Source organism: Nocardia sp. NPDC059228, from assembly GCF_042754245.1.
Classification (GTDB): domain Bacteria; phylum Actinomycetota; class Actinomycetes; order Mycobacteriales; family Mycobacteriaceae; genus Nocardia.
On record NZ_JBHZAL010000018.1, the window covers coordinates 125931 to 146538 of the forward strand.

Sequence of the window (20608 nt, forward strand, 5' to 3'; positions counted from 1 at the left end):
AGTGCTATTGGCCCATCACGTATTTCACCGTCGGCCCGGCGGTCCAGCCGCCGTCCACCGCGAGTTCCGCGCCGGTGACGTAGGAGGACGCGTCCGAGAGCAGGAAGACGATGGCCGAGGCGATCTCATCGGCCTCGCCGACCCGGCCCATCGGGGTATTGGGATAGCCGCCCTCACCCTGCTGGATGCCGACCTGTGCGGTCATCGGGGTGTAGGTCATGCCCGGGTGCACGGAGTTCACTCGAATCCGGTCGACGCCGTTCTCGATGGCGGCCACCTTGGACATGCCGCGCACCGCCCACTTGGACGCGCCGTAACTGCCGGTCAGAGCCAGGCCCATGAGCCCGGCGGCGGAGGAGATATTGACGATCGAGCCGCCGCCCGCCTGCTTGAGCGCGGGCATGAAGGTCCGCATGCCCAGGAAGACGCCGACCAGATTGATGTCGATGACCTTGCGGAAGTGCTCTACCGATTCATCGGCCAGCAGCTCCCCGGTCGAGATGCCCGCATTGTTCACCAGGCCGTGCACGCTGCCGTCGAAGGCGTCGCAGGCCGCGGCCAGTGCGGTGGTCCAGTCGAGTTCGGAGGTGACGTCGAGGTGCTGATAGGCGGCCCGCGAGCCCAATTCGGCCGCCAGCGCCTTGCCCTCCTCGTCGAGCACGTCGGCGATCACGACATTCGCCCCGGCCCCGACCGCCTGCCGGGCGGCCGCGGCGCCGATGCCCCGGGCCGCGCCGGTGATGAGAATCGTCTTGCCGCTCAGATCGTGCATGGGAGGCTCCTTCCAGAGGAACCGGCGCACAGGCGTGGTGACCCGTTCGCCGGCCACACAGTTGGTTTGCTGAATAGTGTCCGATGCGTTCGGAATCGGCTCGGCGGCGCACCTGAATCCATATAGTTGATATATCAACTATTTCAACCGGGTGGCGGCGCGGGTATTCCCGTAGGGTGCGGGCGTGAACCGCGCGCCCATCGGCACCGTCGACGAACTCATGACCCTGCTGGCCGGCTGCGCCGACGCCTGGGACATGCCCGACCGCAGTGGCGATCCGGTCGACATCCTCGACCACGACCGGCAGTGCGCCGAGCTGCTGCGCCGCGACCTTCCCAGTGATGAGGAACTCCAGGTGGCCGGCCTGGTGCACGACATCGGGCACGTGCTGGTGCCCGGTGACGACGCGGGACACGGAGTCCACGGCGGCGAGGCGGTCCGGGCCCTGCTCGGCGCACGGGTCGCGCGGCTGGTCGAACTGCACGTCGTGGCCAAGCGGTATCTGGCGGCCACGGATTCGGTACACGCCGAGGCGCTTTCGCCGTCGAGCCGGCGCACCCTGATCGCGCAGGGCGGTCCCATGACGCCGGCGGAGATCACGGCCTTCGAGCGTGATCCCGATTTCGCCGCGGCCCTCGCGCTGCGGCGCGCCGACGACGCGGGCAAGGTGGTCGGCTTGACCGTCCCTCCCCTCGAGACCTGGCGGCCGGTGGTCGAGCGGGTAGCCGCCGCTCGCTGACCGCGGGTCGCCGGGCCCGGCCGCGCGGCCTGCATAGACTCGCTCTGTGCCGTTGTCCCCGCGCGTCCCCGATCTGGCCGCCCTCGATCTGCTGTTGTCGGTGATCGAGTTGGGCAGTCTCGGGCGGGCGGCCAAGGCGCACGGCATCAGTCAGCCCTCCGCCAGCTCGCGCATCCGCTACCTCGAGCAGCTGGTGGGTGTGCCGGTGCTGGAGCGGACGACGCTCGGCTCGCGGCCGACGGCAGCGGGCTCGCTCATCGCCGAATGGGCGCGCACTGTCGTGGACGCGGCCGCGCGGCTGGACGCCGGGATCGACAGCCTGCGCGCGCAGCGGGATTCGCGGCTGCGGGTGGCGGCCAGCCAGACCGTCGCGGAGTACCTGTTCCCGAAATGGCTGGTGGGCCTGCGAGCCCGGATGCCGGACACCTCCATCGCCCTGGAGTCGGGCAATTCGGCCGAGGTCGCCAAGGCGGTGCTCGAGGGCCGGGCCGGAATCGGGTTCGTGGAGAGCCCGCGCCTGCCGACCGAACTGGAAAGCCATGTGGTGGGCCGGGATCGGCTGGTCGTGGTGGTCGCGCCCGGTCACCCCTGGGCCCGCCGGGCCGAGATCGACGCGGCCGAACTGGCGCGCAGCCCACTCATCTATCGCGAACCCGGATCGGGCACCCGGAACTCCTTCGAGCGCGCCATGACCGCTGGAATGCCGGGCTGGGAGCCGAATGTCGCGCTGGAGCTGTCCTCGACCACTGCCATCAAGACCGCCGTCGCCGACGGCATCGCGCCGGCCGTGCTGAGTTCCCTGGCCGTGGCCACCGAACTGGCCGAGGGAATCCTGATGTCGCCCACGGTGACCGGTCTGGATCTGGAAAGACAGCTGCGTGCGGTATGGCCGATCGGACAGAAGCCGACCGGTCCGGCGCGTGATTTGTATGCCATTGCGCGCCGCCCACTCTGAATCATCCGCGGGAGTTTTCGGAGGAACCCAGGGTGTGTTTCCGCGCCATTCCGGGGGTTTTGTCCGAAGTGTTGACAGAGTGACGCCCATCACCATAGTGTTCCGGCGCAGGCCCACTGAATTTCCGAAGGGCCGACGCTGCCTGCATATTTCTCTCGCCGATACAATGGCTTCGCTGAATTCGCAGCCCGAAGACACAAGTGCGCCAACGCCTCCCCGTGGGCGTTATCAAAGGGTTATGGTCACGGCATGGTGCGAACCGCCGCCGCTGCCGCAGACCCGGATGAGCCAGACATTCCGGCCACTGCTTCGCGGCCGAAGCTAGAGGTTGTTCCCGAATCGCCTGACCCCGAAGCGCCACAGTCCCACTCCTTCGGCGCGCACGTCCTGAGCCCGGCCGATATCGAGCGACTGCCGTCCTCGGCGCGGCACCGCATCGCGGCCTTCATCCACCTGCAGGTGGCAACCCTGGAGGAGTGGCCAGAGCCGGTGCTGCCCCCCATTCCCGATCTCGACGATCTCTGACGGTCGTGCACCCCCGGTATTCCCCGAACCGGATTCGTCCAAACCTGTGTGGTGCCGTCCGATTTCATCCCGCACACTGCTGAGCTTCATCGAAAACGTGAGCTTCATCGAAAACGGACGCAGCCCAAGCGCATCGGTGATGATGTGCAGGAACTGCGGCCGCGCCGTGGTTGGTCAGCCGCCGATGGACTGGAAGATCTTGACGCCCACCAGGATCACCGCGAGCAGCAGGTAGCCGCGCAGGGCGAACATGCCCACCGTGCGCGCCGTGGAGAACGCCGGTCGCGCCAGGGTGTCGAGCGCGGGGGTGCGCCAGGTGTCGCGGTCCGCCTCCAGAATGGCCTTGCGCTCGGCCTTGGTGAGGCGAGTGGAGTCCAGCTCCTCCACCTGATCCGGATCCAGTCCGCCGAGCTCGGCCGCGGTCCGCTCGGCCCGGCGCCGCCGGCCGCGCTGCCAGGCGATGAGCATGCCCGCCCCGCCCAGGACGCCGACCAGCGCGCCCGCGCCGAAGCCGATTTCGAGGGTCGTGGTGGTCAGGTCCGGGAAGAAGGTGGCCGCGGTGAGCGCGAGCGACAGCAGCACCAGCGACCAGACGATGACCCCGGCGACAATGTTCTGCCTGACCGTGTTCACCCACGGGCCGAGCACGGCCTTGTCATTGCAGAGCAGGACCAGGAACACCGTCGCCGACGGCAGCAGCACCCCGGCCAGCGCCTGCACCCCCTGGGTCAGCAGGCCCAGCACGTGATCGGGACTGAACGAGACCGCGGCGGCGACGCCGAGCAGCGCCGCGTATCCGAGATAGAAGGCCGGCGCCTCGGAGACCTTCCAGTGCAGCGAGTGCCGCCGGCCCAGGGTGTCGCCGAGGGCGTAGGTGGTGGCCAGACCGACGGCATTGGCGCCGATGAGCGAGGCGTCCAGCAGCAGGATGGCGAAGAGCGCGCCGGCGGCGGTGCCCACGTGGTCGTGCAGCGCGTGGGCGACGGCCCCGGCATCGGTGAAGCTGCCGGCCGCGGCCGTGCCCGCGAGGCCGAAGGTGGTCGCCGCCATGATGGCGACCGCGCCGACCATGACCACGACGATGCCGACCCACAGGTCGATGCGCTCGTAGCGGATCCAGCGGGGGGTGATGCGCTTGTCGACGATATTGGACTGCTGGAAGAACAGCTGCCACGGCGCGACCGTGGTGCCCACGATGGACACGATGAGCAGCAGCAGCGTCGAGTTCAGCCCGCCCGGGAAGGACGGCAGGAATCCGTGCGCGACCTGGGATGCCTTGGGGTGCACCAGGAATGCCAGCGGGAACATGACGATGTTCAGCGCGATCAGCCCGAACAGGAACCGCTCCCAGCGCCGGAACGAACCGCCGGCCACCATGGCGAACAGCGCGACCGCGGCCAGCGGCACGGCGACGCCCTTGGGCAGCCCGAAGTAGTTGAGCGCCATGGAGACACCGATGAACTCGGTGACGATGGTGAGCGCGTTCACGATGAACAGATCGCCGACGCTGAACGCGCCCCAGAACTTGCCGAAGCGGTCGAAGATCAAGCGCGCGTGGCCGACTCCGGCGACCGCGCCGAGACGGACCACCATCTCCTGGTTCACGTAGAGCACCGGGATCAGCAGCACCAGGGTCCAGACCAGCGCCATGCCGTAGTTCTGTCCGGCCTGCGCGTAGGTGGCCACGCCACCGGCATCGTTGTCGCCGACCATGACGATCAGGCCGGGCCCGATGATGGCCAGCAGCATGCGGAAACGCTGGAGGCGGGAACGGCCTTCGAGGGTGTCGTGCCGGCCGATGGAGCCGAGCGCGCCGACGATATCGCCGACATGCGCGCTGTCCATGACGGCGCCGGTGGGGTGGGCGTCGGCGGCGGGCCGGCCGGCTGCGGCGGGCACGGCGACGGTGGAGGTGCGGCGGCTGGAGCCGTTCGCGAAGAAGGCCATGGCCTGTCCCTCGCTTTCGATCATCAGGGTGTGCGGGCGTGCGGAATACGCCCGGCCGCCGAGCGAGTTCGGGCACGGATCGACCGGCCCGGGGCACGCGCGGGCTACCGACCGGCGGTGGAACGCCGGGCACGCCTGTGCGGGAAACGGGTCAGCCGGTGACCGGAATGCGGCAAGCCGGGGACGTCAGGAGAGTGAAATCCGTACTCGGATACGGACTATCGCCGGAACTCATTGTTCGTCCCTCACCTCCTTGCCGCCGGGACGTACGTGGACGTCACTACATCGGGTGTCGCATCGCGCACAGCAGGAGGGATCTGGGCCCCACAGAACGGCGTGGACCCTGCACCCCTCTCGTCAGAGCTTCGGCACTGCACGACGTATCCGGGGGGCTCGCGGCCCGGGAAGCCACTTCGGATCACCCCTTAATCCGGGGTGATCTGTCCTAACCCTGGGCGTCTCTCGACGTCGTCGGATCAGTGGCCTGTGTTCGTACAGGAGCCTCGCCTAGCGAGGTGCTGACTGGGCAATGGTGAGCCCGGCTGTTCCCCTTGTCAAATCCGGGCCGGTCGGTTCCTCGTAATCCCTTGTGCCCCAACCCGGTCCGGCCAAGGCCACTCCGTGGCCAACATTCATGGCCACCCGGTCCGTTATCGCATCCGGCGGTGGCGACGCTCGTCGAGGCGGACATTCTCGAACAGTCGGTCCACTACCGGATCGAACGGATCGAACGCGCCTGACCGGGCGCGACCTGTCCCGCCTCGACGATCGCATCGATCTGCGGGCCGCCCAGAGGGCGGCCGGTGCATGATCGGTCGGTGTCCGAACTCAACAAGCACAATGTCGTCTACTTCGAAAGTGCCACCATGCGAGGGCTCTACGCCGCTCTCGACGAGTGGCAGCAGGCCAATAATCACCGGTTCCTGTCGCTCGGCATTCAGCAGGATGACGGGCTCTTCTGCTGCATTGCCCTGACCAATCCCGCCGAGGTGGTCATCACGAGCGCCGACGGCCACAATCACGCCGCCGTCAACCGATTCGGCCTGCTTTCCGTCACCTCCGACTAGCCGATCGTTGCCGGTTCAGTAGTTCAGTAGTTCAGTTCCGGGTCGTGGCCGGGTGACCGGTCACGACTCGATTCCACGTCGCGCCTGCCACGAACTGACCTGACGCGGACGCCATGCCCCGCGGACCAGAGGGTTGTGCCCGTGCCGCCCGGCACGCTGTTCCCGCTTGAATTCGCGGAAATATTCGAAGCGGATCATCAGCAAACCCGAGACGATGAGCACCGCGGTCGCGATCGCGCCCAGTATCGCCCAGCCGTGGTAGCCGGACGCGGCGGCAGTGAGTGTCATGCCGAGGCATGCGATGCCGAGCAGGCACAGCACCAGAGCTGGGCCTTCGCCCGGGTCCTCGATGGCGTCACCGGGATGCGGATGCCAGTGCTCTCCGTTCGGCTTGACCGCCGTCACCCTGACCATGTCCCTACCTCCCTCGAACCGAGAAAACTCCTTGCCTGTAGTCCAGAATGCACCCGGGGTTGCGGCTACGTGCGAGTAATGTCCTGAAATTTCGGAGAGAATGCCGGATTCTCAGACGTCATTTCAGGAATCATCCCAGAAATTGGCCCTCCGTCGGGAGGTGGATACGCGGGAAAGGCTGTTCGGATTCGAGGAGATACGCCAGTTCGATAAGGGTCCGTTCGTCGCCGTGCGCACCGGAGAGCTGCACGCCGACCGGAAGTCCCGCGCCGGTGCGGCCCATGGGCAGCGATATGGCGGGGGTCCCGGCGATATTGTTCAGCGGTGTATAGCCCACGTAACCGGTGAGCCGTTCGATCAATTCGGAGAACGGAACCGTCGGTGAGACGAATCCGAGTTCCGGTGTGGTGTGCGAGAGCACCGGCGAGACGACCACTTCGTGCCGCGCGAACATCCGGGCGTAGGCGGCCGGCACCCGGCGTAGTCGCCGCAGCGCACCCGGGGTGCGGTGCCAGGTGCGGCGATGATGGTCCCGCAGGCCGCGGGTGAGGCCGTCGGCCTTGGCGGCGTCGAAGGACCGGTCCAGGATGATCTTCCCGGTGCTGACCGCGAGATCGGCGAGCAATGCCCAGTACTGCACGAAGTCGGCGGCGAACTGCGCGGTGACCGGCAGCGTGATCGGCTCCACGACGTGACCGGCCCGCTCCAGCAGGCTCGCGGTGTGCTCGACCGCCGCCCGGGTGGGCACGTCGACGTCGGCGCCGGTCACACTGTGCATGATCAGCCCCACCCGCAGCCGGCGCCGGGCCGGGCCGTGCACCGCCCCGACCGGTGCCAGTCTCGGATTGCGCCACACATCCTCGGCGGCGGCCACGTACGCTGCGGTATCGCGGACCGTGCGGGTGACCACGCCCTCGGAAATCATGTGAACGGGAAGGTGTTTCACCTGTTCACCGTCCACGTGCCGGCCGCGGCTCGGCTTGAGCCCGACCAGTCCGCCGCACGCGGCCGGAATGCGAATGGATCCGCCGCCATCGTTCGCGTGCGCGATCGGGACGACGCCCGCGGCGACGAGCGCGGCCGACCCGCCGGACGACGCGCCGATCGAATGGGCCAGGCTCCACGGGTTCCGCGCGGCCGGCTCGGTCATGTACTCGGTGGAGGCGTTGAAGCCGAACTCCGGCAGTCGCGACTTGCCGATCAGGGTCAGTCCGGTGCCGAGGAACTGGCGAGTGTAGGCCCCGTCCTTCGCGGCGGGCCGGGCCCGGAAGGCTTCGCTGCCATGGTTCGTCGGCAGGCCCGCGACATCGGTGTTGTCCTTCACGAACGTCGGGACTCCGTACAGCGCGCTGCCGGGCCGGGTGGCGTAGCGCGGGGAGTCGTAGAGCGGGCAGGCGACCGCGTGCAGCTCGGGGTCGACCGCGCGGGCCCGGTCGACGGCGGCGGCGGCGAGCTCCCGCGGGCTCACCTCGCCGGCGCGGACCAGGTCGGCGAGGGCAACCGCATCGTGTTCGCCGAGGGCATCGTCGCGAAAGGCGTGGAGGGGCGTCATGCCGAGCAAGCCTAGAAGAATTTACAGACTTTGCCCAGATAAATCTGTAAGGAATTACAGAGAGCGACTAGGGTGGGTGACGTGACCGAACGCCGCCATCGCCCGAGCGCCCTGGCTCGGCGAGCAGCCCTGCTCAAAGCCGCAGTCGAGGTGGCGGCCGAGGTCGGCGTGGCCGGGGTGACCCATCGCGCGGTCACCGAGAAGGCCGGGCTGCCGCTGACCACCGTCGGCTACTTCTTCGACTCGATCGACGCATTGACCGAGGAGGCGCTGCGCGTCTACACCGAAGAGGATGCCGACACCCAGATCGCGATCGCGGAGTCGCTCGCCGAAGCGCACGGTTCGCCCGACGAGATCGCGGCCGCCTTCACCGCCGCCGCAACGCCGCGCACACCGGAAACACTCGCGCTGTTCGAGGCCTACCTGCACGCGGCGCGCCGGCCGGAATCCCGTGACGCGGTCACCCGCGCGCTGACCGCCGCGCGCCGGGCCGCCGCCGCGGGCGCGCGAGCGGCCGGGGCCCCGGATCCGGATGCCATGGCGCCCGCCTTCACCGCGCTGGCGCACGGGCTCGCGCTGCACGAGATGGCCTCGCCGGGTGCGCTGCCGCCCGACACCGTGCACGCGGCCTTCCGTGCGATGTTCCTCGGATTCCTGCTCGACAGCGGGCATATCGAGCCGGCCCTGCAACTCAGACGGCAGTCGGCACCGCAGGAGTAGCGCCGTGACCGACCCCGCCGTGCGGCACCGGGACCGGGTGGACGCCCGGCTGGACCTGCCGATCATTCCGCCCGCCGTGCTGATCGGGGTCGCCGAGATCGGGCGGCGTGACGGTTGTGACGTCGAATCATGGTTCGCGGGAACAGGTTTGGATCCGGACGGCCTGGTCACGGTGGAATCGGTGAAGGTGTCGTTCCAGGAAGCCGTCACCGTCCTGCGCCGCGCGGTGGAGGCGCTGCCCGGCCGGCCGCTCGGCATGCGGGTGGGCATGCGCGACACCCTGCTGTCGATGGGGATGCTGGGGGTGGCCATGCGCTCGTGCGCCACCGTCGGCGAGGCGCTCTCGGTCGGGATCGATCTGCATCAGGCCTCGGGGACCCTGATGGATGTGGAGGTCGAGCGCTCGGGCCAGGAGGTCGCGCTGCGGCTGTACGAGCGCCGGCCCGAACCCCGGCTGCTCGCCTTCCTGTGCGAGGAAGTGCTGTGCAGCGTATTGATTCTGATGCGCTCGGTGCTCGGCCCGGGCTGGTCGCCGACCCGGGTGGAACTCGGCTATCCGCCCCCGCCGTACGCCGCCGAGTACCGTCGCTTCCTACGCTGCCCGGTGGACTTCTCCGCCGGAGCCAACCGCGCGGTCATTCCGGTTGCCGCACTGGAGCTTCCGCTGCCCACCCGCAGTGCGCCGACCCGGACCATCGCCATCGAGGCCTGCCGGCGGCTGCTGGATGCCGGCCGTCCGGCCCCGGACATCGTCGTGGCCGTCGAGGCGGTACTCGAGCGCGACCTCCGCCATCCGCCGACCATGGCCGAGGTCGCCGCCCACCTGCATGTCACCGAGCGCACCCTGCGCCGCCGGCTCGCCGCCGCCGGTGCGAGTTTCAGCACGGTCCGGGACCGGGTCCGGGAGCGGCGCGCGATCTTCCTGCTCCGCCGATCCGGTCTGTCCATCGGTGCGGTCGCCCGTGCAGTCGGGTACAGCGATATCCGGGAATTCCGACGCGCGTACATCCGCTGGACCGGGCATCCGCCGAGTTCGGTACGGCGAGAACCGGAGTGAGCCCGGTGCCGTGCCGGGCGCTCAGGCCCGCACCTGCCGGACATCGCGGGCGGACCCGACCGCGTCGAACATGCCCGGGGTGAGGGTCTGCCAGCCCAGGCGCTTGCGCAGCGCGCCCAGGTAGCGGTGATACGCGCGGGCGTCGACGTAGGCGCGGTGGCGTGCGGTGGGCAGGAAGTTGATGCCGCCGTTGAGCTTCGGATGATCGGTGGCGATCAAGCGGTCGAACGCCGCCGCCCGCGCCGGGGCATGGTCCTGATCGTGCAGGTACTGCGCCAGCACATTGCTGATGTGATCGAACAGGGTGTAGGCGCTCGAATTGACCTCGAGATAGCCCAGCCCGAACAGATTTCGATGCTGCCGGTTGAACGCGGAGAGATACAGATCCGGTCGTCCTTCGTTCCAGGTGAAATGCCGCTCGGCATAAGGGATCGCCCAGTCGTAGCCCGTGGCGTAGAGAACCAGGTCGACCTCTTCGCTGCTGCCGTCGGCGAACCGGACCCGAGTGCCGTCCAGGCTCGCGATATCCGGCCGGATCGCCACATCGCCGTGCTGGAGGTGGTGGACGAGCTGACTGTTGAGCAGCGGATGCGATTCGAACAGTTTGTGATCCGGCTCGGGCAGACCGTATTTGGTGAGATCGCCCTGAACGAGTCGGAGTAACGCGCGGAAGAACGGCCGCTCCAGCCAGAGCGGCAGCTGCGGCCCGGCATCGGCGAGCTCATCGCTCGGGATCCCGAGGACATGTTTGGGAATCACGTGATAGCCGCGCCGAATGCTGACGAATGCGGCGGCCGCATTGGCCGCGGCATCACACGCGATGTCGGCCCCCGAGTTGCCCAGGCCGACGATGAGTACCCGCTTGCCGCGGAACTCCAGCGGGCTCCGGTACTCCGACGAGTGCCGGATCTCGCCGGCGAATTCGCCCGGATGCCGGGGTCGGCGGGGTGCCCAGGTGACGCCGGTGGCGCAGATGACGGCCCAGTAGCGACGTTGCGTGCCGTCCGCGAGGGTCACCAGCCAGTCGTTGCCGTCCTTCTCGACATCGGTGACCTCGGTGTTGAACCGGACGGTCTCACGCAATCCGTAGGCATCCGCGAAAGCCCTTGCGTAGTCGAGGATCTGCCGATTGCCCGGGTAGTCCGGATAGGTGTCGGGCATCGGGAAGTCGAAGAATCCCGAGGTCTTCCGCGACGAAATGAAGTGTGCGGACTCGTACATCGGTGAACCAGGATTGTCGAGATCCCAGATACCGCCTACATCGGAATGCCGTTCGAACTGGTCATAGGCGATGCCCAGGCGCTTCAGGGCCCGCGCCGCGGACAGCCCGGCCGGTCCGGCGCCGACGATGCACACTCGCCGCTGTGCCGGTTGAGTTTCCTTGTCTGCCATGGACTCTCCATTCGCGTGCCGAAGAATGAGGGGATTCAACCCCCCGGGGCCGCGAATCCAGGAGGGCCGATCCGGCCAGAAGAGTGGGGAAACCGGACAACCGGTGACCGGATCGGAACACTCGACGCCCCGGTGGTCGCGGCGCCGTTAGCGTGCCCGCATGGTCATCTCCTCCCGTGCGCGTGGCAGGCAAAGCCGTCCCATGCAATTCGAAGGTCACAGTGGCTGTGATTGCCCTGATCGGTGTGCAGAGCGTCCCTCTACCGCGCGGTGCTCCAACAGCTCGGCGGCTGCCGCTGACCACTCGTGATCGGGCCCTGTCGAACTTTTTCCGCGGCCGTGTCGATCTGTCGGGTGATCGTTCGACCTTGGTGTGAGAGGGTCGGACAGCGACCCGCGACAAGGAGGACGATCCCGTGAAGTACATGCTGATCTGGCGCGCTGGCGACGAGGGCAATGCGGCCATGGCCGAGGCCGACTTCGAGAAGGTGCTCGAATCCGTCGGGCGCTTCAACGACGAGCTGATCCGCGCCGGGGTCCTGCTGGCCGCCGAGGGGCTCGACAGTGCGGAAGAGGGTGTCGTGGTGGACTTCTCGTCGGAGCCGCCGCTGGTCACCGACGGACCCTACGGCGAGACCAAGGAGCTGTTCGGCGGCTTCTACATCCTGAACGTGGCCTCCAAGGAGGAGGCCGTCGAATGGGCCAGGCGGGCGCCCTCGTTCGGTCCCGGATTCAAGACCGAGATCCGGCGCGTCACCACCATCGACGAATTCCCGCAGGACAATGAGTGGATCCAGAAGGAACGCGCCTGGCGCGAGGCCACCGGGCAGCTGTGAGCCGCTGAGCCATGGCCGACCCCACCGGTCGTGACGCCGTCGCCGCGGTGTGGCGCATCGAATCCGCGCGCATCGTCGGCGCCCTGGCCCGCTACACCGGCGACTTCACCCTGGCCGAAGACCTCGCCCAGGAAGCGCTGGCCGAGGCGCTGGTGACCTGGCCGCGCGACGGCGTGCCACGCAATCCCGCGGGCTGGCTGCTCACCGTCGGCCGGCGTCGCGCCATCGACGCCTTCCGCCGCCGCGCCACCCGCGACGAGCGGTACCGCGCCCTCGCCCGCGACCTGGGCGAGGGCGGGGTCGCCACCGGCGGGACACCCGCGGAAACGTCAGGGGCGGAACCGCTCTGGGATCCCGATCAGATCGACGACGACGTGCTCGCGCTCATGTTCGTGGCGTGCCATCCGGTGCTGTCCCGCGAGGCGCAGGTGGCGCTGACCCTGCGCGTGGTCGGCGGTCTGACCAGCGACGAGATCGCCAAGGCCTTCCTGGTGCCCACCGCGACGGTGCAGGCCCGCATCACCCGCGCCAAGAAAACCCTTGCGGCGGCACAGGTTCCGTTCGCCATCCCCCCGGCGGACGAACGCGCCGCCCGGCTCGGCTCGGTGCTGAACGTCGTCTACGTGATCTTCACCGAAGGCTCCTCGGCGACCTCCGGCGCACACCTGATCCGCCTCGACCTCGCCGCCGAAGCCCAGCGCCTCGCCCGGGTGCTGGCCCGCCTCGTCCCCGAGGAACCCGAGGTCCACGGCTTGCTGGCCCTGCTGGAACTGACCGCCGCCCGCTTCCCCGCCCGCACCGACGCCACCGGCCGGCCGATCCTGCTCGAACACCAGAACCGAAGGCGCTGGGACCGGGCGGCCATCCGCCGCGGCCGCGCCGCCCTCGACCAGGCGGCCCGCCTCGGCCGCGGCCTCGGCGCCTACGGTCTGCAGGCCGCGATAGCCGAATGTCACGCCGTCGCCGACTCCGTCGAGGCGACCGACTGGTCCCGCGTCGTCCTGCTCTACGAAGCACTGGCCCGGCTCTCGCCGTCCCCGATCATCGACCTCAACCGGGCCGTCGCCGTCTCCATGGCCGAGGGGCCCGCCCCTGCCCTCGGCATTGTCGACGACCTCAGATCGGCCGCGGCCCTTCCGAGTTCCCATCTGCTCCCGAGCGTCCGTGGGGAACTGCTCGCCAGACTGGGCCGGACAGCCGAAGCCCGAACCGAATTCGACCTCGCCATCACCCTGTGCGACAACGACCAGGAACGCGCCGTGCTCGAAGCCAAACTCGCCGAACTGGATTGACCAGCTCCTCGGGTCGGGCTCCGGGATTTCCCCCATTCCGATTCTGGGGATGTGCCGGATTACGCCGGGGCGGCGGCGAAACTAGCGTTTCAGCCATGACTTCGACTCTGCGCGGGCGGCTTTCGGTTGTCCTCGGCGCCGCCGCGTTGCTCGTAGCCGAGATGGCCACCGCGGTCGCCCAGCCCGCCGGGCCCTCGCTCGCGGAGCAGTTGCGTCAGGACACCGCAGCGATCCACGCTCTCGGCATCAGCGGCGTGCAGGCCCGCGTCATCACGCCCGACGGTGGACAATCGGTAACCACCAGCGGCACCGCCGACCTGAACACCGGCCTCCCGGTCTCCTCCGACGGCTACTTCCGCATGGCCAGCACCGCCAAGACCCTGGTCGCCACCGTGGTTCTCCAACTCGAGGCCGAGCACACGCTGACTCTCGACGACACGGTCGACCGCTGGCTGCCGGGAGTGGTGCAGGGCAACGGGAACGACGGCAGCCGGATCACCATTCGCCACCTGCTCCAGCACACCAGCGGTGTTCACGACGACCTGCCCGGATACACCACGCCGGAGGAGTACTACCAGCAGCGCTACGACCTCTACAGTCCCGAGGCGCTGGTCGCCCGTGCCATGGCCCAGGCGCCGGACTTCCCGCCCGGGCAGGGCTGGCAGTACTCCAATACCGGATATGTCCTGCTCGGCATGATCATTCAGCAGGCCACCGGCCGACCCGCCCACCAGGAGATCGAAGCCCGCATCGTCGGCCCGCTCGGGCTCGATCAGACCCGGTGGACCGGCGCCTCGCCCACGCTGCCCGAGCCGCGCGCCCGGGCCTACCAATTCTTCGGTCCCGGCGCCGAGGTGGACGTCACCGATCAGATACCCGTTGAGCACGAGACCCTTTCGTGGGCCACCACCACCCGGGACGAGAACAGCTTCTTCCGCGCGCTGCTCGGCGGCCGGCTGCTCCCGGCCCGGCAGCTCACGGAGATGAAGCAGACCGTCCCGGTGAGTGCGGAACTCCAACAGCTGTGGCCCAGTGGCCGATACGGCCTCGGCCTGGCCGAACGCCCCCTCAGCTGCGGCGGAACCTACTGGAGTCACGAGGGCGGGGACGGCGGCTACATCACGCTCAACGGCGTCACCGAGGACGGCATGCGAAGTGCTGTGGTGTCCATGTCCGAGGCGCGCGGCGACACCCCGGAACACGTTCTCGAGCAGGAGAACGTGGGCAGCGCCTTGATCGACCACGCGCTGTGCGCCGGGAGCCGGTGAGCGGCGCGGCCGATCGTTGCGGAGTCCCAGCGAATCGCTGTGCAGTCCTGCGGCTTTCCGTTTGTGATTGAACTCGCCGACGACGGCGTCGAGACTGAATTCCCGACGTTCGCTGGAGGTGGTGCTGGTGAGTTGGCGAAGAGCCGCCGGGCTGGTCGGTGTTCTGACGGTGGGCGTCGGAACGATGGTCGCGGGGGGCAGTACACCGAAGGCCTCGGCAACCGGGGCGCATAGCGAGGAATTCACCAATCCGGTGCTGGCCGCCGGGGCCGACCCGAGCATGACCTACTACCAGGGCCGATTTCACCTGGTGCAGGGGGACTTCTACAACGACGACAACATCGTGATCCGCAGTTCGGACACGCTCGGCGGACTGGAGGAGAGCGAGCCGGAGGTGGTGTGGGAGCACCCCGACTGCCCCGCCCCCGCCTGCACCAAGATCTGGGCTCCGGAACTCGTGCACATCGGCGACCGGTGGTGGATCTACTTCGCGGGGCAGGAGGACGACCGTAACGAGACCCATCGGATGTACGCGCTGCGTTCCACTGGAAACGACCCGACCGGCCCCTACGAATACCTGGGGCCGCTGCACCTGCCCGGCGGCTGGGCCATCGACGGCACCTATCAGCGGTACGCGGGCGCCGGCTACTTCTTCTGGTCCTGCCTGCGCGACCCCGATGACACACGCGTACAAGACATTTGCGTGGTCCGCATGGCGGATCCCATGACGCCGATCGGCGACCGCGTCAGCATCGCAACACCCACCGCCGCCTGGGAAACCGTCCCCAACGACGCGGACCTCCTGATCAACGAGGCCCCGCAACCCCTGATCGCACCCGACGGCCGCCTCTTCGCAACCTTCTCCGCCAATGCCAGTTTCGACGACACCTACTGCCTGGGCCTCCTCGAACTGGCGCGCGGCGGCGACCCCATGGACCCCGACGCCTGGACCAAATCCGCCGGTCCCGTGTTCCCCGGCGGCCCCGGCGCCATCGCCCCCGGCCACAACGGATTCCTCACCATCGACGGCCGCCCCTGGATCACCTACCACGCCCGCCTCGAACCCGGCACCGGCTGGCCCGGCCGCAGCATCCGCGTCCAGCCCATGTACTTCGGCAAGGACGGCCGCCCGCAATTCGGCACGGCCTTCGGCCCCGGCGACCCCATCGTCATCGACGGCAAAGACCACAACGCTCCGGGAACCCCGGTGACGCCCGAGCCGTGGCGCTGAGGTCAGGTCGCCTCGGCCGATGCCCGGGTGCGGCGCCACTGTGCCGGGCTACAGCCGTGCTGTTTGCGGAACCATCGGGAGAAGTTCCCGGGGGCGGAGAAGCCGAGGAGTTCGGCGGTCTCGGTCAGGGAGCGGCGCGGGTTGGCGACCATGTGGCGGGCCAGTTCGGCGCGGGTCGAATCCAGCAGTGAGCTGAAGGTCTCACCTTCGGCGGCGAGGCGGCGGTGGACGGTGCGGCGGTCGACGCCCAGGCTGCGGGCCACCTGCTCCACCGAACAGCGGCCGGTGGGGAGGAGCAGTTCGATGAGCTCGCGGACGCGTTCGGCGGTGGTCGCGGGACGGACCGGGTGGACGGGGTCCAGCAGCCGCTGGGTGTAGGCGCGCAGCTGTGGATCCGCCATCGCATTGGGTGCATCGAGATCGCTTGTGTAGGTGAGGATTCCATTGAAGTCCTGCTCGAAGGTCACCTGCGGTCCGAAGACCCGGTGATGGGCGCGCAGATCGGGCGGGGCGGGGTGGGTGAAGCGGACCTCCACCGGCTGCCATGGGGCGCCGATGAATCCGGCGAGTAGGCCGTGCAGCACGCCGACCGCGAGTTCGACCGATTGGCGGGTGTCGCCGGGCTGCCCGATATCGAGGGTCAGCCGGATGGTGGCGAGGCCGTTCTGTTCGGTGAGGCGGGTGTGCAGCGCCTCGTTGTACGTGTCCTCGTGCCGCGACATCACGGTCAGAGCGCTGCGTACGTCGGGCTCCTCGCGGACCACCAGACTCAGCGGACCCAGATTGGCGAAGCGGCGGCGCTCGGCCAGGCGCAGCCCGAAATCTGCGCAGTTCGTCGCGACGGACGAGTGCTCGAGCAACTCGGCGATCGCGGCGGCGGGCACCCAGCGGTCCTGCAGGCTCAGACCGGCCGGGTCCAGGCCGGACGTGCGCAACAGCCCCACCGGGTCGATGCCGAGCGATCGGCACAGCTCCACGTATTCGTTCAGCGCCGCGTAGCGGGCCAGTGGTTTCACCGATTCTCCGACGTCCCGAAATGATCAGCATCCTGTCCCGTAATGATAAGCGGGTGGTCCCTGCGCTGCCTACTGTGGGTTTCGTTCCAGCTACCGAAGCCAGATCGAAGGAAGGGGCGACGACGTGGCCACAAGCAACGTGGATTGGTCCAAGCCAGCAGCGATGGCCATCCCCGAGACGGGGTACTTCGAGTACGAACAGGGGCGGTACGGGCCGGTCTATCCTCGTACTCCAGCTAACTATGGGTTTTCCATCGTCGCCAAGGTCAAGCCGGGTCATGAGGCGGCGATCCGGGAGCACGGCAAGGTCATCCAGGCCGCGGTCGAACAGGATCCGACTGTGCTTGCGCCGCTGCGGCTGCACTATCTGCGGTGGGTGCTGTTCGATATCGGCGACGGCCTGACCTTCCAGTACCAAGGCATCTTCGATACCGACTTCGACAAGTACCTCGAGGACGCGCTCGACCTGTTCCTGTCCACGGGCATCACCACCGCCTTCGTGAATCTCGAAGGCTTTCCCGAGGATTGGCGCACCAATCGGGCCGCCGCCATCGAATTCTTCCGCAAGCACCAGTTCCCGAGCTTTCTCGAATACGGCGAATACCCGTATGTGACCTCCGACGAGGTCAAGAAGGCCCTGCGGCTCAAAGCGGCGTTCTCCGACATGCTCGACGAGATGCAGTAGCGGGGGTCGCGATGCTCGAATTCGACGATATCCAGCACATCCTGCTGACCCGGGTGCCGGCGCTGACCGGACGCTACGAGTTCCTGTCCTTCACCGACGCCGCCGATGCGCGCGCATGGCTCGCCGCCATGGCCGACCGCGTGCCCTCGGTCGCCGACCTGCAGGACTCGGTGGACACCGACAAGCAGTGGGTGTCCGTGGCTTTCACCTGGAGCGGACTGCGGGCCCTGGGCGTCCCGGACGACGCGCTGGCGAGTTTCCCGGAGGAATTCCGCCAGGGCATGGCCGCCCGGGCCGAAGTCCTGGGCGATACCGGGGCCAACCATCCCGACCATTGGATCGACGGCACCGCCGGTGACGATCTGCACGCGATCGTCATCCTCTTCGCCCGTGACGCCGCCGAACGCGACCGACGGGTGTCCGAACACGATGCACTCCTCGCCGCCTGCCCGGGTGTCAGGGTGCTGTCGTCGCTGGATCTGGAGGCCGTACCGCCGTTCGGCTACGCGCACGACCACTTCGGTTATCGGGATCGCTTGTCGCAGCCGGTGATCGAAGGTACGGGGGAGGAGCCCACGCCGGGCAGCGGCGCACCGCTGAAGGCCGGGGAGTTCATCCTGGGTTACGACGACGAGAGTGGGCCGCCGCTGGATCTGCCGCAGCCCGAGGTGCTTTCGCGCAACGGCACCTTCATGGCCTATCGCCGCCTGCGCGAACATGTGGGTCGATTCCGTGACTTCATGGCCGAGCACGGTGACACCGCCGAGGAACAGGAGCTGGTGGCGGCAAAGCTGATGGGCCGCTGGCGCAGCGGCGCGCCGCTGGTCCTCGCCCCGGAGACCGACGATCCGGAACTCGGCGCGGATATGAGCCGCAACAACGATTTCAACTACAAACAGATGGACCCGCACGGCTACGCGGTGCCGCTCGGCTCGCACATCCGGCGCATGAATCCACGTGATACGGGCGTGAACATGCAGCGCCGCCGCATGATTCGCCGCGGCGCAACCTATGGACCGCACCTGCCGGAGGGAACCCCAGACGACGGCGCCGACCGCGGCATCGCGGCCTTCGTGCTGTGCGCGAGCCTGGTGCGCCAGTTCGAGTTCGCGCAGAACGTGTGGGTCAACGACACGTCGTTCCACGAACTGGGCAACGAGCGGGATCCGATCATCGGCAACCAGGACGGCACCCTGGAGTTCAAGATTCCGCAGCGTCCGATTCGCAAGACCATCACCGGAATTCCGGCGTTCACCAGTGTCCGAGGCGGCGCCTACTTCTTCCTGCCAGGGCTGCGCGCCCTGCGCTACCTGACCACTCTCACCGATATCGAGGCAGCAGCATGACATCGTTCACCCCGGCCCGCACCTACAACCAGGCCCACCTGGCCCGCCCCTACACCCCCGGCAAGCGGCGTATCAGCATCTACTGGTCGTGGAGCTATCCCTGGGAAGCGCAACGGGATACGGCCGAACTGGACAACCGCTTCTCCACCATGACCGAGGTGCGCCAGGCCACCTGGCCCGCCTACGAGACGCCCGAATACGATGCCGCGCACTTCCTGCAGGGCATCGCGGGCACCCTCGAACTGTTCCACCGCTCCACCCTCGACTTCCAGCGGGTGGCCGGGGAAGTGACGGGGCATCCGGTGGCGGTGTTCCAGCGCATCGACCAGGCCGGATTCAAACAGCCCATCGATGAACGCATCCTCGCCGACACCGACACCCTCATGGTGTTCGGCCTCGATCACCTTCTCGCGCAGGAGGAAGCGGCTCCCGAGGAGATCACCGCGATCCAGCAGTGGCTGCAGCGCGAGGGCACCTGCCTGCTCCTCGCCCCGCACCACGACGTCGGCTTCACCGATGATCTGAAGCAACGCCAGATCGAGTTCGAACACCATGGTGATCCGCTGGTGCCGCGCCAGCAGCGGTTCGGCGCCTACACCCGCTCGCTGATGACCGCCCTGAATGTCCCGGTGCACAACGTCTACGGCCTACGGCCCGCCGTCGTCGAAGGCACTCGCTCGATCGCGCCGCTCACCTCCTTCCGTGACCTCGACACCCCGCGCTTGCTCGACGACGTCACCACTTTCAATTTCCACCCGCACCTGCCCCACTACGAATTGACCGAGCCCGAAAGCGATTCGGTGCGCCTGCTCGCGCGTCAGCCCATCGAACTGTCCCGTCCCCACCCGTTCATCGAGGCCGGCAACACCGAATTCAATACGTTGTTGTGGCTGCCCCCCACCGTCGAACGTGCCGGCGACATCGTGATGGCCGACTCCACCAACTTCACCACCCTCTTCGGCGGCACCGACAGCCTCGCCAACTTCTGGCGCAACCTCGCGGCGATGAAATGACCCCGGCTGCGAACGGCGGCCCGATGCCGCAGAGGTGGGACCTGTGATCGGAGACCTGCTGCCACTGGCCATAGGCGTTGCGCTGTCACCCATTCCGGTGGTGGCGGCCATCCTCATGCTGCTCTCCACCAACGCCGGCCGGGCCAGCGGGGGCTTCGCGCTCGGCTGGGTAACGGGCATTCTGACGGTCACGGGGCTCGTGACAGCCGCGGCCGCATCCGGGTTGATGAGTTCGGCGGGCCGGCCCTCCGCCGCGGCCGCTGCGATCAAGATCGCCATGGGCCTCCTGCTGGTGTTCATCGCCTTCCGTCAATGGCGCAGCCGCAAGGACGATTCGATACCGGGCTGGATGAAAGCCATCGACGAACTCGGCGTCGCCAAGGCTGCCGGCTTCGGTCTGCTGCTGTCGGTACTGAATCCGAAAAACCTGCTCCTGTGCCTCACGGCGGGCGTCACAATCGGCACCTCGGGGCTGAACCCGGCCGGCACTGCTGCGGCAATCGCCGTCTTCGTCTTTCTGGGCGCGGCATCGGTGGTCGTCCCCGTGGGCGGCTACGCCGTCGCGGCGAATCAGCTGCGCGGCGCACTCGCCCGCTTGAAGAACTGGCTACAGGCGAACAACCACACGGTGATCGCCGTGGTGTTCATGGTGATGGGCACCACCGCCTTCGCCAAGGGCGTGAGCGGATTCTGACCAGAGACTGATCGCACTGTGTCACACAGTGTTTCACCACCGTCCCGGGTCGTCGGCGGAAGTTCGACGGCCCGAGACGGTCTCATG

General features: G+C 68.1%; 20 protein-coding genes and 1 riboswitch. Of the genes, 14 read left to right on the forward strand and 6 right to left on the reverse strand.

What is annotated here, in order from left to right; all coding sequences use genetic code 11:
* Window positions 1–4 precede the first annotated feature (4 nt).
* Window positions 5–772, reverse strand: coding sequence for a glucose 1-dehydrogenase (locus ACFXKA_RS25865; protein WP_354834494.1), 768 nt, complete (start codon window positions 770–772; stop codon window positions 5–7).
* A gap of 184 nt (window positions 773–956) precedes the next feature.
* On the opposite strand from ACFXKA_RS25865, the gene ACFXKA_RS25870 reads away from it, so the two are divergent.
* The 3 genes from ACFXKA_RS25870 (at window position 957) to ACFXKA_RS25880 (ending at window position 2991) form a co-directional block, all read left to right on the forward strand.
* Window positions 957–1511, forward strand: a complete 555-nt coding sequence (locus tag ACFXKA_RS25870) for an HD domain-containing protein (RefSeq protein WP_379429230.1) — start codon at window positions 957–959, stop codon at window positions 1509–1511.
* Window positions 1512–1557: 46 nt separating this feature from the next.
* Complete coding sequence (locus ACFXKA_RS25875; protein ID WP_354834500.1) at window positions 1558–2466, forward strand: LysR family transcriptional regulator; 909 nt, start codon at window positions 1558–1560, stop codon at window positions 2464–2466.
* A 249-nt stretch (window positions 2467–2715) separates the two neighbouring features.
* Complete coding sequence (locus tag ACFXKA_RS25880) at window positions 2716–2991, forward strand: hypothetical protein (RefSeq protein WP_354834502.1); 276 nt, start codon at window positions 2716–2718, stop codon at window positions 2989–2991.
* A 174-nt stretch (window positions 2992–3165) separates the two neighbouring features.
* Here the strand turns inward: ACFXKA_RS25880 and ACFXKA_RS25885 are convergent, their stop codons facing one another.
* Window positions 3166–4938 (reverse strand): NRAMP family divalent metal transporter, encoded by a 1773-nt coding sequence (locus ACFXKA_RS25885; protein ID WP_379429256.1) that lies wholly within the window; start codon window positions 4936–4938, stop codon window positions 3166–3168.
* Window positions 4939–5280: 342 nt separating this feature from the next.
* Window positions 5281–5460, reverse strand: a riboswitch (M-box (ykoK) riboswitch).
* A 296-nt stretch (window positions 5461–5756) separates the two neighbouring features.
* Between ACFXKA_RS25885 and ACFXKA_RS25890 the strand changes: the two genes are divergently transcribed.
* Window positions 5757–6005, forward strand: a complete 249-nt coding sequence (locus ACFXKA_RS25890) for a hypothetical protein (RefSeq protein WP_379429231.1) — start codon at window positions 5757–5759, stop codon at window positions 6003–6005.
* A 60-nt stretch (window positions 6006–6065) separates the two neighbouring features.
* On the opposite strand, the gene ACFXKA_RS25895 is transcribed toward ACFXKA_RS25890, so the two are convergent.
* Together ACFXKA_RS25895 and ACFXKA_RS25900 are read right to left on the reverse strand one after the other, a co-directional pair.
* A complete protein-coding gene (locus tag ACFXKA_RS25895; RefSeq protein ID WP_354834511.1) occupies window positions 6066–6419 on the reverse strand; it encodes a hypothetical protein in 354 nt (117 codons plus the stop codon).
* 130 nt (window positions 6420–6549) lie between these two features.
* The gene (locus ACFXKA_RS25900) at window positions 6550–7971 is read right to left on the reverse strand and encodes an amidase (protein WP_379429232.1); all 1422 of its coding nucleotides are present in this window, start codon (window positions 7969–7971) and stop codon (window positions 6550–6552) included.
* A gap of 81 nt (window positions 7972–8052) precedes the next feature.
* On the opposite strand from ACFXKA_RS25900, the gene ACFXKA_RS25905 reads away from it, so the two are divergent.
* The gene (locus ACFXKA_RS25905) at window positions 8053–8691 is read left to right on the forward strand and encodes a TetR family transcriptional regulator (RefSeq protein WP_354834514.1); all 639 of its coding nucleotides are present in this window, start codon (window positions 8053–8055) and stop codon (window positions 8689–8691) included.
* A 4-nt stretch (window positions 8692–8695) separates the two neighbouring features.
* On the forward strand, window positions 8696–9748 hold the full coding sequence (locus ACFXKA_RS25910; RefSeq protein WP_379429233.1) for an AraC family transcriptional regulator: 1053 nt from the start codon (window positions 8696–8698) through the stop codon (window positions 9746–9748).
* Window positions 9749–9769: 21 nt separating this feature from the next.
* Here ACFXKA_RS25910 and ACFXKA_RS25915 read toward each other — a convergent pair whose 3' ends face one another.
* Window positions 9770–11140 (reverse strand): flavin-containing monooxygenase, encoded by a 1371-nt coding sequence (locus tag ACFXKA_RS25915; RefSeq protein WP_379429234.1) that lies wholly within the window; start codon window positions 11138–11140, stop codon window positions 9770–9772.
* 416 nt (window positions 11141–11556) lie between these two features.
* On the opposite strand from ACFXKA_RS25915, the gene ACFXKA_RS25920 reads away from it, so the two are divergent.
* The 4 genes from ACFXKA_RS25920 to ACFXKA_RS25935 all read left to right on the forward strand — a co-directional run bounded on the left by ACFXKA_RS25920 (window position 11557) and on the right by ACFXKA_RS25935 (window position 15767).
* Window positions 11557–11976 (forward strand): YciI family protein, encoded by a 420-nt coding sequence (locus ACFXKA_RS25920; protein WP_354834523.1) that lies wholly within the window; start codon window positions 11557–11559, stop codon window positions 11974–11976.
* 11 nt (window positions 11977–11987) lie between these two features.
* Window positions 11988–13268 (forward strand): RNA polymerase sigma factor, encoded by a 1281-nt coding sequence (locus ACFXKA_RS25925; RefSeq protein ID WP_379429235.1) that lies wholly within the window; start codon window positions 11988–11990, stop codon window positions 13266–13268.
* A gap of 95 nt (window positions 13269–13363) precedes the next feature.
* The gene (locus tag ACFXKA_RS25930; RefSeq protein WP_379429236.1) at window positions 13364–14536 is read left to right on the forward strand and encodes a serine hydrolase domain-containing protein; all 1173 of its coding nucleotides are present in this window, start codon (window positions 13364–13366) and stop codon (window positions 14534–14536) included.
* A 127-nt stretch (window positions 14537–14663) separates the two neighbouring features.
* A complete protein-coding gene (locus ACFXKA_RS25935) occupies window positions 14664–15767 on the forward strand; it encodes a family 43 glycosylhydrolase (RefSeq protein ID WP_379429237.1) in 1104 nt (367 codons plus the stop codon).
* 2 nt (window positions 15768–15769) lie between these two features.
* Here the strand turns inward: ACFXKA_RS25935 and ACFXKA_RS25940 are convergent, their stop codons facing one another.
* Complete coding sequence (locus tag ACFXKA_RS25940; RefSeq protein ID WP_379429238.1) at window positions 15770–16783, reverse strand: AraC family transcriptional regulator; 1014 nt, start codon at window positions 16781–16783, stop codon at window positions 15770–15772.
* Window positions 16784–16946: 163 nt separating this feature from the next.
* Here ACFXKA_RS25940 and ACFXKA_RS25945 point away from each other — a divergent pair, with 163 nt between their 5' ends.
* From ACFXKA_RS25945 to ACFXKA_RS25960, 4 genes are read left to right on the forward strand one after another with little or no spacing between them, the layout of a single operon-like run.
* Window positions 16947–17468 carry a hypothetical protein gene (locus tag ACFXKA_RS25945; protein ID WP_354835306.1) on the forward strand — a complete coding sequence of 174 codons (522 nt, stop codon included), beginning with the start codon at window positions 16947–16949 and terminating at the stop codon, window positions 17466–17468.
* An 11-nt stretch (window positions 17469–17479) separates the two neighbouring features.
* Entirely contained in the window at window positions 17480–18814 is a 1335-nt protein-coding gene (locus ACFXKA_RS25950; protein WP_379429239.1) for a Dyp-type peroxidase, read from the forward strand.
* Window positions 18811–19827 carry a hypothetical protein gene (locus tag ACFXKA_RS25955; RefSeq protein WP_354834540.1) on the forward strand — a complete coding sequence of 339 codons (1017 nt, stop codon included), beginning with the start codon at window positions 18811–18813 and terminating at the stop codon, window positions 19825–19827. The genes ACFXKA_RS25950 and ACFXKA_RS25955 overlap by 4 nt, the downstream gene beginning before the upstream one ends.
* 43 nt (window positions 19828–19870) lie before the next feature.
* A complete protein-coding gene (locus tag ACFXKA_RS25960; RefSeq protein ID WP_379429240.1) occupies window positions 19871–20521 on the forward strand; it encodes a GAP family protein in 651 nt (216 codons plus the stop codon).
* Window positions 20522–20608 lie beyond the last annotated feature (87 nt).

Excerpts from the sequence above, each read along its gene's own strand:
- ACFXKA_RS25865 (WP_354834494.1), bottom strand. The coding sequence starts at position 772 with ATGCACGATCTGAGCGGCAAGACGATTCTCATCACCGGCGCGGCCCGG.
- ACFXKA_RS25880 (WP_354834502.1), top strand. The coding sequence starts at position 2,716 with ATGGTGCGAACCGCCGCCGCTGCCGCAGACCCGGATGAGCCAGACATT.
- ACFXKA_RS25885 (WP_379429256.1), bottom strand. The coding sequence starts at position 4,938 with ATGGCCTTCTTCGCGAACGGCTCCAGCCGCCGCACCTCCACCGTCGCC.
- ACFXKA_RS25895 (WP_354834511.1), bottom strand. The coding sequence starts at position 6,419 with ATGGTCAGGGTGACGGCGGTCAAGCCGAACGGAGAGCACTGGCATCCG.
- ACFXKA_RS25900 (WP_379429232.1), bottom strand. The coding sequence starts at position 7,971 with ATGACGCCCCTCCACGCCTTTCGCGACGATGCCCTCGGCGAACACGAT.
- ACFXKA_RS25915 (WP_379429234.1), bottom strand. The coding sequence starts at position 11,140 with ATGGCAGACAAGGAAACTCAACCGGCACAGCGGCGAGTGTGCATCGTC.
- ACFXKA_RS25925 (WP_379429235.1), top strand. The coding sequence starts at position 11,988 with ATGGCCGACCCCACCGGTCGTGACGCCGTCGCCGCGGTGTGGCGCATC.
- ACFXKA_RS25930 (WP_379429236.1), top strand. The coding sequence starts at position 13,364 with ATGACTTCGACTCTGCGCGGGCGGCTTTCGGTTGTCCTCGGCGCCGCC.
- ACFXKA_RS25945 (WP_354835306.1), top strand. The coding sequence starts at position 16,947 with ATGGCCATCCCCGAGACGGGGTACTTCGAGTACGAACAGGGGCGGTAC.
- ACFXKA_RS25950 (WP_379429239.1), top strand. The coding sequence starts at position 17,480 with ATGCTCGAATTCGACGATATCCAGCACATCCTGCTGACCCGGGTGCCG.
- ACFXKA_RS25955 (WP_354834540.1), top strand. The coding sequence starts at position 18,811 with ATGACATCGTTCACCCCGGCCCGCACCTACAACCAGGCCCACCTGGCC.